The following is a 6,926-nucleotide window of genomic DNA, read 5'->3' as shown; positions in this document are numbered from 1 at the left end:
GCATGTATTAGGCACGCCGCCAGCGTTCGTCCTGAGCCAGGATCAAACTCTCCATTAAAGACCAACCGAAGCTGGTTCATCGAAAGAGCGATTAGCTCATTTTGAAACTGACGAGATAAAATATCTCATATTTGATTTTGCGAACAAAATCAGTTTACTCACTCGTTGTTCAGTTTTCAAAGATCAAACCTTTATTGTATCTCACTTTATCTCACCACCGCATCTCAGCGGCGACTTAATTAATATAACATACATCCGAGATTTAAGTCAACACTTTTTTGAAATTATTTTTTTAACTTCATTTAGCATTGCTCTCACAAAAAAATCCCCGGGCTTCAAAGGCCGAGAATTAATGTATCATATTTTTGAATTCCTCGTCAACTATAATTTAAAAAATAAAACTCCACCGCATCCTACTCAACAAAACTCGCCTGTTTTGCACACTTCCTTTTCCCATAATAACTGCTACAATTATGTTTTTCACACGGCCTGTCCGAACAATATTATTTTTAGTCCCAGCAAAAGCGCAATCCCTGGCAAGCCTAATATCATTACTGCTCCCATCGTCACCGGATTTATTGGAATGTACACCTGTGTAATCCATCCTGAATAATTGATAACATACAGCGCGATGGCTGCCAAAGCCATATGCGCTCCAAAGACTACAAACCAACCGATTCCCAGACGTTTTTTCAGGATTAGATACACCAGTAATCCAGCACAGGCAATCAAGACAAACCAGACTGCCCCTCTCATTCCGCTCTCCTTTTATGAACCCGATCTGTATCCGTTGCATAACCCGGTTCATCTGCTGGCAGGTGAAAACGATGTAAACCCTGCTGTTTTGCAATTTTTAAATGTATTTGATATTTACGCTCGGCAGCTTCCAGAACAAAAATGGCATAGTCGATCTCATCCTTACCCGTAGCTTCATGAAATAAACGATGCGCTCTCAACCATTCCGCATGCGAAGCCCGAATCTGTGCAAACAATTCCTGCCGATATTCCGCCTCTGATTTTCCATTCTCCTGACGACGGAAATTTTGTTTCATCCGTTCCCACATTCATTCATCCTCCTCACAAGCTGAATTATGTGTACAGTCTGCAAGACTACCCTATTCATACTTATTGAATAAAGGACAAACTTAGAACCAGGAACGACTATAAAATTCTCTATTACTGCAAAATAAAAAAGGAGCCATAACGGCTCCCTAAGTGAGTCAAGGATGTCCCGAGGACATTGCAGACTCATAACCTATAACATGTAACTACACCTACTAATTGAGCTCTCTACGGCCTTCTAATGCTTTGGACAGGGTGACCTCGTCAGCATATTCCAAATCCCCGCCCACAGGCAAACCGTGAGCAATACGAGTAACCTTGATTTCAAATGGACGCACTAGTCGGGAAATGTACATAGCCGTGGCCTCTCCTTCAATGTTCGGATTCGTAGCCAGGATCAACTCCTTGACGCGTTCGTCACTGAGCCTGTTCAGCAACTCCTTGAGTTTGATATCCTCAGGGCCAATTCCCTCCATTGGTGAGATTGCACCGTGAAGGACATGGTATAAACCATCAAACTCCTTGGTACGCTCCATAGCCACCAAATCCTTAGCATCCTGAACAACACAGATGACGGAAGCATCCCTCGTCTTATCCTGACAGATCCGACAAGGGTCCGTGTCCGTAATATTACCGCAGACTGAACAAAAATGAAGATTGCGTTTTACATTGACCAGCGCTTTGGCAAAATCAATCACATCGTCTTCCTTCATCTTCAGTACGTGAAAAGCCAACCGGGCAGCTGTTTTTGGCCCTACTCCCGGTAGGCGCGTAAAAGCATCAATCAGCTTTGCAATCGGCTCGGGATAATGCAATCGCGTGTTTCTCCTTTGTGCGGCAGACTAGAACAAGCCCGGAATTTTCATACCACCTGTAAATTTACCCATATCATTATTAGCCAGTTCGTCCGCTTTGGACAAAGCATCATTGACTGCAGTAAGTACGAGATCTTGCAGCATTTCTACATCATCAGGATCTACAGCTTCCGGTTTGATCGTGATGGACAACACCTTTTTATGTCCACTTACCTCTACAGTTACCACACCGCCACCAGAAGAACCTTCGATTACCTTCTCACCAAGCTCCTCTTGAGCTTTCAGCATTTGTTCCTGCATTTTTTTTACTTGCTTCATCATTTGGTTCATATTGTTCATTCCAATCATCTCCTTTAATGAAGTATACATCTACATTAATTATTCTTTAATGACTACCAGGTCTTCCCCGAAAAGCTGAAGGGCTTCATCAATCCAGGGCTCCTTGGACTTTCCCGGCGCATCATGCTCCGGCTCCAGTTGCAGTTCTTCGGCAGGCTGGTCGGAAACTCCTTCAATCGCAGCATTCCAATCCTTTTGCATCATTGTAACCAAACGATAAGGATGGCCCAACTGCTCCTGTAAAACCTTCTCGATAACCTGCTTATTAGCAGGCTTTTCGGTAGTTTCACGATGAATGTTGTTCTTAAATGCGACCAGCACACTGTCCTCTAACACAGAAACTGGCTCACCATCCATAAACCAGGCATGAACCGTAACTTTCGTCTCTTTTACTCCTTGCAAAATCTGACTCCACTTACGCCCCACTGCTGCGAATGCTTCGCTCGACTTTTCAGCGATATAGCGATCCAACTGAGGAGGAAGTTTGGCTGGCGCTGAAAGACGCGGAGCAGGGGCACGACTACCTGCCTGACGACCACCAGAAGGTGCCTCCTGGCCCGCTCCAGCAGCCAAGCCACCTTGCATCGCACGCTCCAGCTTCTTCTCCAGCTCAGCAAGCTGGCGCTTTAGCATGGCCACATCTTCCTGACCAGCCGCAGCCCCAGAGCGCTGCGCAGTCGGCTGAACAGTAGTTCCTGCTTCCCCCGGAATGCTGCATAACTTTAATAGAGCCACTTCAAATAAAGTCTGGGGCTGAACAGCATATTTCATCTCGCTCTGATAACGGTTCAGAGTATCAATCATGGCAAAGAGCTGCTCCTTGGTAAAAGCATCTGCCACTTCCTTAAACTGCTCTGGATTCAGCACCCGCTCGGTCATTTTGGTCGCCTGCGGCACCATCTTAATCATTAGCAGGTCTCGGAAATAGTACAGAAGATTCTCCATACACTTATCCGCACTTTTACCTTCCTGCATAAAGTTCTCGATCAATTGGAGCACTGTGCCCACATCTTCTTTCAGTAATGCCAAGGCTAACTTGCCGAATTGCTCGGATGCGATTCCGCCCGTCATATTCAGCACCTGCTGATACGTAACCCGACCATCAGTAAACGAAGAAATCTGATCCAAGACGCTAACCGCATCTCGCATCCCGCCATCTGAGAGACGTGCAATATATTGCAGCGCATCTAAATCAGCCTGAATGTTCTCCTGCTGGCATATAAGGTTAAGCCGCTCTGTCTGCTCTTCCAGCGATACACGCCGGAAATCAAAACGCTGGCAACGCGAAATAATTGTCGCGGGAATCCGATGTGGCTCCGTCGTAGCCAATATGAACATTACGTGTGGCGGCGGCTCCTCCAGCGTCTTGAGTAGGGCATTGAACGCTTCCGTCGTCAACATGTGCACTTCATCAATGATATAAACCTTGTGCCGCACTTCTGTGGGCGCATATTTGACTTTATCGCGCAAATCACGAATCTCTTCAACGCCCCGGTTAGAGGCTGCATCAATCTCCTGTACATCCATGACCGCTCCAGCCGTGATCCGTTTACAGGCCTCGCATTCGTTGCAAGGTTCCGGCGCAGGTCCATGCTCACAGTTGATTGCCTTGGCCAAAATTTTGGCCGCGCTGGTCTTACCCGTTCCTCGCGGACCACTGAACAGATAAGCATGGGACGTGCGATTTTCGCGGATGGCATTCTGCAATGTCTGGATAATATGCTGTTGTCCTACCATGTCCTTGAAAGCCTGCGGCCGCCAAGCACGGTACAACGCTATATGTTCCAATGCGCGTTCCCTCTTTCCCATTCACTTTCATGACCATTTAGGGTCACTTCATTATACTATACTCCCGTCCGAATCTAAACCAGACACATTTCAATTTATAAGCACAAAAAAACATCTTCGCACAATCGCCAAGATGTTCTAATTCTTTATATAATACCGTGCACCTGTTATTGATCGTTGTGATCCGAGCGGCAACCCTGAACAACAACTCGGGCTAGGCGACCCTCCGGCACAAGAGTGGGCTTGCTTATGGCTGCTTCCTTCCGGACCTGACCAGGTTCACAAGTACTCATTGCGGAGGACCCAACCGTCAACATTGTGCGCAGGGACCAGCCTCACATCAACAACACCTCTAACAGGAATTCAACCTCGCTATAGCGGATTGCGAGTTACAGGGCACCGCTACCTCCCCATCTAGCACGGTGAAAATAAGTATATCTCATGGTTGCATAAAATGCAAATAGCAAATAACAACAAAAAGAGCCTCCTGCAATTGCAGAAGGCTCTAATAACTTTATAACTTGACGGCAATTTATTACATACCGTATTTCTTTTTGAAACGATCCACACGCCCACCAGCATCAATAAACTTCTGCTTACCTGTGAAGAACGGGTGGCAAGCGGAACAAATCTCCACACGCAGAGATTCTTTTACAGAACCAGTTTCAAACGTATTCCCGCAAGCGCAAGTAACATTAGTTACGTTAAACTTCGGTTGAATAGCCTGTTGCATTAACTTTCACCTCTTTCCGCCCTGAACGTCCTATCAGTCCAGAGTTGTATGAACACATGTTCAAATTATAGCACTTGAATATAAGTGTTTCAACATCTTTTTAGCATACCAAAACAGTGTAAAATCGGTGTGTCTCAAGTAGCTGTCGACCTTAATTAGGCCTTGGCAAGTTTGGGACGTGCCAGCCCTTGCGGCGGCACATGAGTGTAGGAACCAATCACCACATCCGGCAGTTCCTCACGATAAATCTCAAGCATTTGCTTCATGCCAAGAATCTCCCCTTGAGCTGGCGGAATCAACTCCAGATAGCTTTCAGGATCAATATTTAAATTGCGCATTTGGATCAGCTTGAGCTTAGTGCGTCTGGCAAATTCAATCATTGCCTCAATTTCTTCCTCCCGGTCAGTTACACCCGGAAAAATCAAATAGTTAATTGACGTATACACTCCCTGCTCGGATGCATAACGGAGTGACTTTTCTACATTAGCCAGCATGTAACCACGTGGCTTGTAATATGCATTGTAATGGTCGTCCAATGCACTAATTGTACTTACTCGCATGAGATCAAGACCCGCATCCACAATTCCCCGGATATGATCACTCAATCCCGCATTGGTGTTGATATTAATATACCCCATATCTGTAACGGAACGAACTTCTTTGATCGCATCAATTATCAGTTTGGCCTGAGTGGAAGGCTCACCTTCACAACCTTGCCCAAAACTGATGATAGACTCAGGTGTCTTCAAATGTTCCAACATGACTTCTACAATCTCTTCCACGCGGGGACGGAAGTTCATTCTTGTCTGCGGAGATACAAAACCACTATCATCCGGCTGTTCAGATATACAGCCAAAGCAGCCCGCATTACAAGAATAAGATACCGGAACTCCCCCTTCCCAACGATTCAGGAACGTATTCGAAGAAGTAAGACATTCATAGCCCAGCGCACAGTTAGACAAATGCTGATACAGCCTATTTTCGGGATACTGCTCCGTCATCCGCTGAACTCCCAATTTGACTTGATTGCGGTCACAGTTTTCGGGATTCCATTTGGATGGACTGTCACTCTGCTCTGCCGTTACATAAAATGCCCCGTCTTTCCAGACAACGGCCGAATAACCGAACAAGGGGAGTTTATACTCCTTATCCGTCTTCACATAACCCGGGAGGCAAAGTCGTGTAAAACCTTGCGGCAACAAAGCTCCTACTGCCTGCATATCTCCCGGAAGAGAGACCATTTCCCCAGTTTCAGGGTTCATACCGACCGGGCGGGTGTTGGGCAGGCTTACTAGTGTGGCTCCTTCCGGCAACGGAATAAGCTCATCCTCCATGATTTCAACAATCATGTCTGCACTACGGGCAAGCCCATACAAAGAAGCATGGTCATATACATTGCCTTTTTCGTCGGCATACACCAAATACATTATGGAGCTCCTTTCGTTCCATCAAGCACACTATTAGCCAAATAAATGGTAACGGCTGTGTACTTACAGAACAGATAAAATACAAATAGATGGGTTTTAGTTGGTTGTGGCTGGAACTGACGCTGTGGTAGAACGCGTAGTTCTTCGTTGTTGGCCACCAGAATTACCTTGAGAGCCGCTGGAAGAAGAAGCCGTCAAATCAAACGAAGCTAAAAACTCAGCGTTATTTTTGCTGTTACGGAGCTTTTTGAGGAAGCCTTCCACAAAGTCATGGCTTTCCGTCATATTTTTGCGAATAGCCCAGATCGTATCTAATTCTTCCTTGTTCAACAGCACTTCCTCACGACGTGTACCGGAACGACGGATATCAATTGCAGGAAAGATACGACGTTCTGCCAGTTTCCGGTCCAAATGCAGCTCCATATTACCTGTGCCTTTGAACTCTTCATAGATGATATCGTCCATACGAGAACCTGTATCAATCAGGGCTGTAGCAAGAATCGTCAAGCTACCGCCTTCCTCCACATTTCGAGCCGCGCCAAAAAAGCGTTTTGGACGGTGAAATGCCGCGGGATCAATACCCCCACTCAAAGTACGACCAGAAGGAGGAATAACGAGATTGTAGGCACGAGCCAACCGTGTGATGCTATCCAGCAGGATAACGACATCCTTTTTATGTTCTACGAGACGCAGTGCACGCTCCAACACCAATTCTGCCACTTTGATGTGATTTTCAGGAAGTTCATCAAATGTAGAGGCCAC

The 6,926-nt window shown here is 46.1% G+C and carries 8 protein-coding genes, 1 rRNA gene and 1 other RNA gene; all 10 read right to left on the bottom strand.

All coding sequences use genetic code 11. The annotated features are described in order from the left end of the window. Nucleotides 1-58: ribosomal RNA gene (locus AC5V8P_RS21840) — 16S ribosomal RNA — on the bottom strand; the annotation flags it as partial. Nucleotides 59-480: 422 nt separating this feature from the next. Then, nucleotides 481-756, bottom strand: coding sequence for a pro-sigmaK processing inhibitor BofA family protein (locus AC5V8P_RS21835; RefSeq protein WP_064795668.1), 276 nt, complete (start codon nucleotides 754-756; stop codon nucleotides 481-483). Continuing rightward, the gene (locus tag AC5V8P_RS21830) at nucleotides 753-1,064 is read right to left on the bottom strand and encodes a DUF2508 family protein (protein WP_063212127.1); all 312 of its coding nucleotides are present in this window, start codon (nucleotides 1,062-1,064) and stop codon (nucleotides 753-755) included. The genes AC5V8P_RS21835 and AC5V8P_RS21830 overlap by 4 nt, the downstream gene beginning before the upstream one ends. Before the next feature lie 213 nt (nucleotides 1,065-1,277). Continuing rightward, complete coding sequence (recR, locus tag AC5V8P_RS21825) at nucleotides 1,278-1,877, bottom strand: recombination mediator RecR (RefSeq protein WP_063212128.1); 600 nt, start codon at nucleotides 1,875-1,877, stop codon at nucleotides 1,278-1,280. A gap of 27 nt (nucleotides 1,878-1,904) precedes the next feature. Then, nucleotides 1,905-2,216: a YbaB/EbfC family nucleoid-associated protein gene (locus tag AC5V8P_RS21820; protein ID WP_007428121.1), complete on the bottom strand. Its 312-nt coding sequence runs from the start codon at nucleotides 2,214-2,216 to the stop codon at nucleotides 1,905-1,907. A 39-nt stretch (nucleotides 2,217-2,255) separates the two neighbouring features. Then, nucleotides 2,256-4,004, bottom strand: a complete 1,749-nt coding sequence (gene dnaX / locus AC5V8P_RS21815) for a DNA polymerase III subunit gamma/tau (RefSeq protein ID WP_063212129.1) — start codon at nucleotides 4,002-4,004, stop codon at nucleotides 2,256-2,258. Between the two features lie 156 nt (nucleotides 4,005-4,160). Beyond that, nucleotides 4,161-4,427, bottom strand: an RNA gene (gene ffs, locus AC5V8P_RS21810) — signal recognition particle sRNA large type. 112 nt (nucleotides 4,428-4,539) lie between these two features. After that, nucleotides 4,540-4,737 (bottom strand): 50S ribosomal protein L31, encoded by a 198-nt coding sequence (rpmE, locus tag AC5V8P_RS21805; protein WP_007428119.1) that lies wholly within the window; start codon nucleotides 4,735-4,737, stop codon nucleotides 4,540-4,542. Between the two features lie 155 nt (nucleotides 4,738-4,892). Beyond that, nucleotides 4,893-6,164 carry a radical SAM family protein gene (locus tag AC5V8P_RS21800; protein WP_064795669.1) on the bottom strand — a complete coding sequence of 424 codons (1,272 nt, stop codon included), beginning with the start codon at nucleotides 6,162-6,164 and terminating at the stop codon, nucleotides 4,893-4,895. 96 nt (nucleotides 6,165-6,260) lie between these two features. Next, nucleotides 6,261-6,926, bottom strand: a 666-nt coding sequence (gene rho, locus AC5V8P_RS21795) for a transcription termination factor Rho (protein WP_495473855.1), incomplete at its 5' end; no start/stop codon positions are given.

It is taken from the genome of Paenibacillus sp. N119s, from assembly GCF_059447605.1.
The sequence above is the reverse complement of the archived record's forward strand: the minus strand, read 5'-3'. Positions and strand labels throughout refer to the sequence as shown.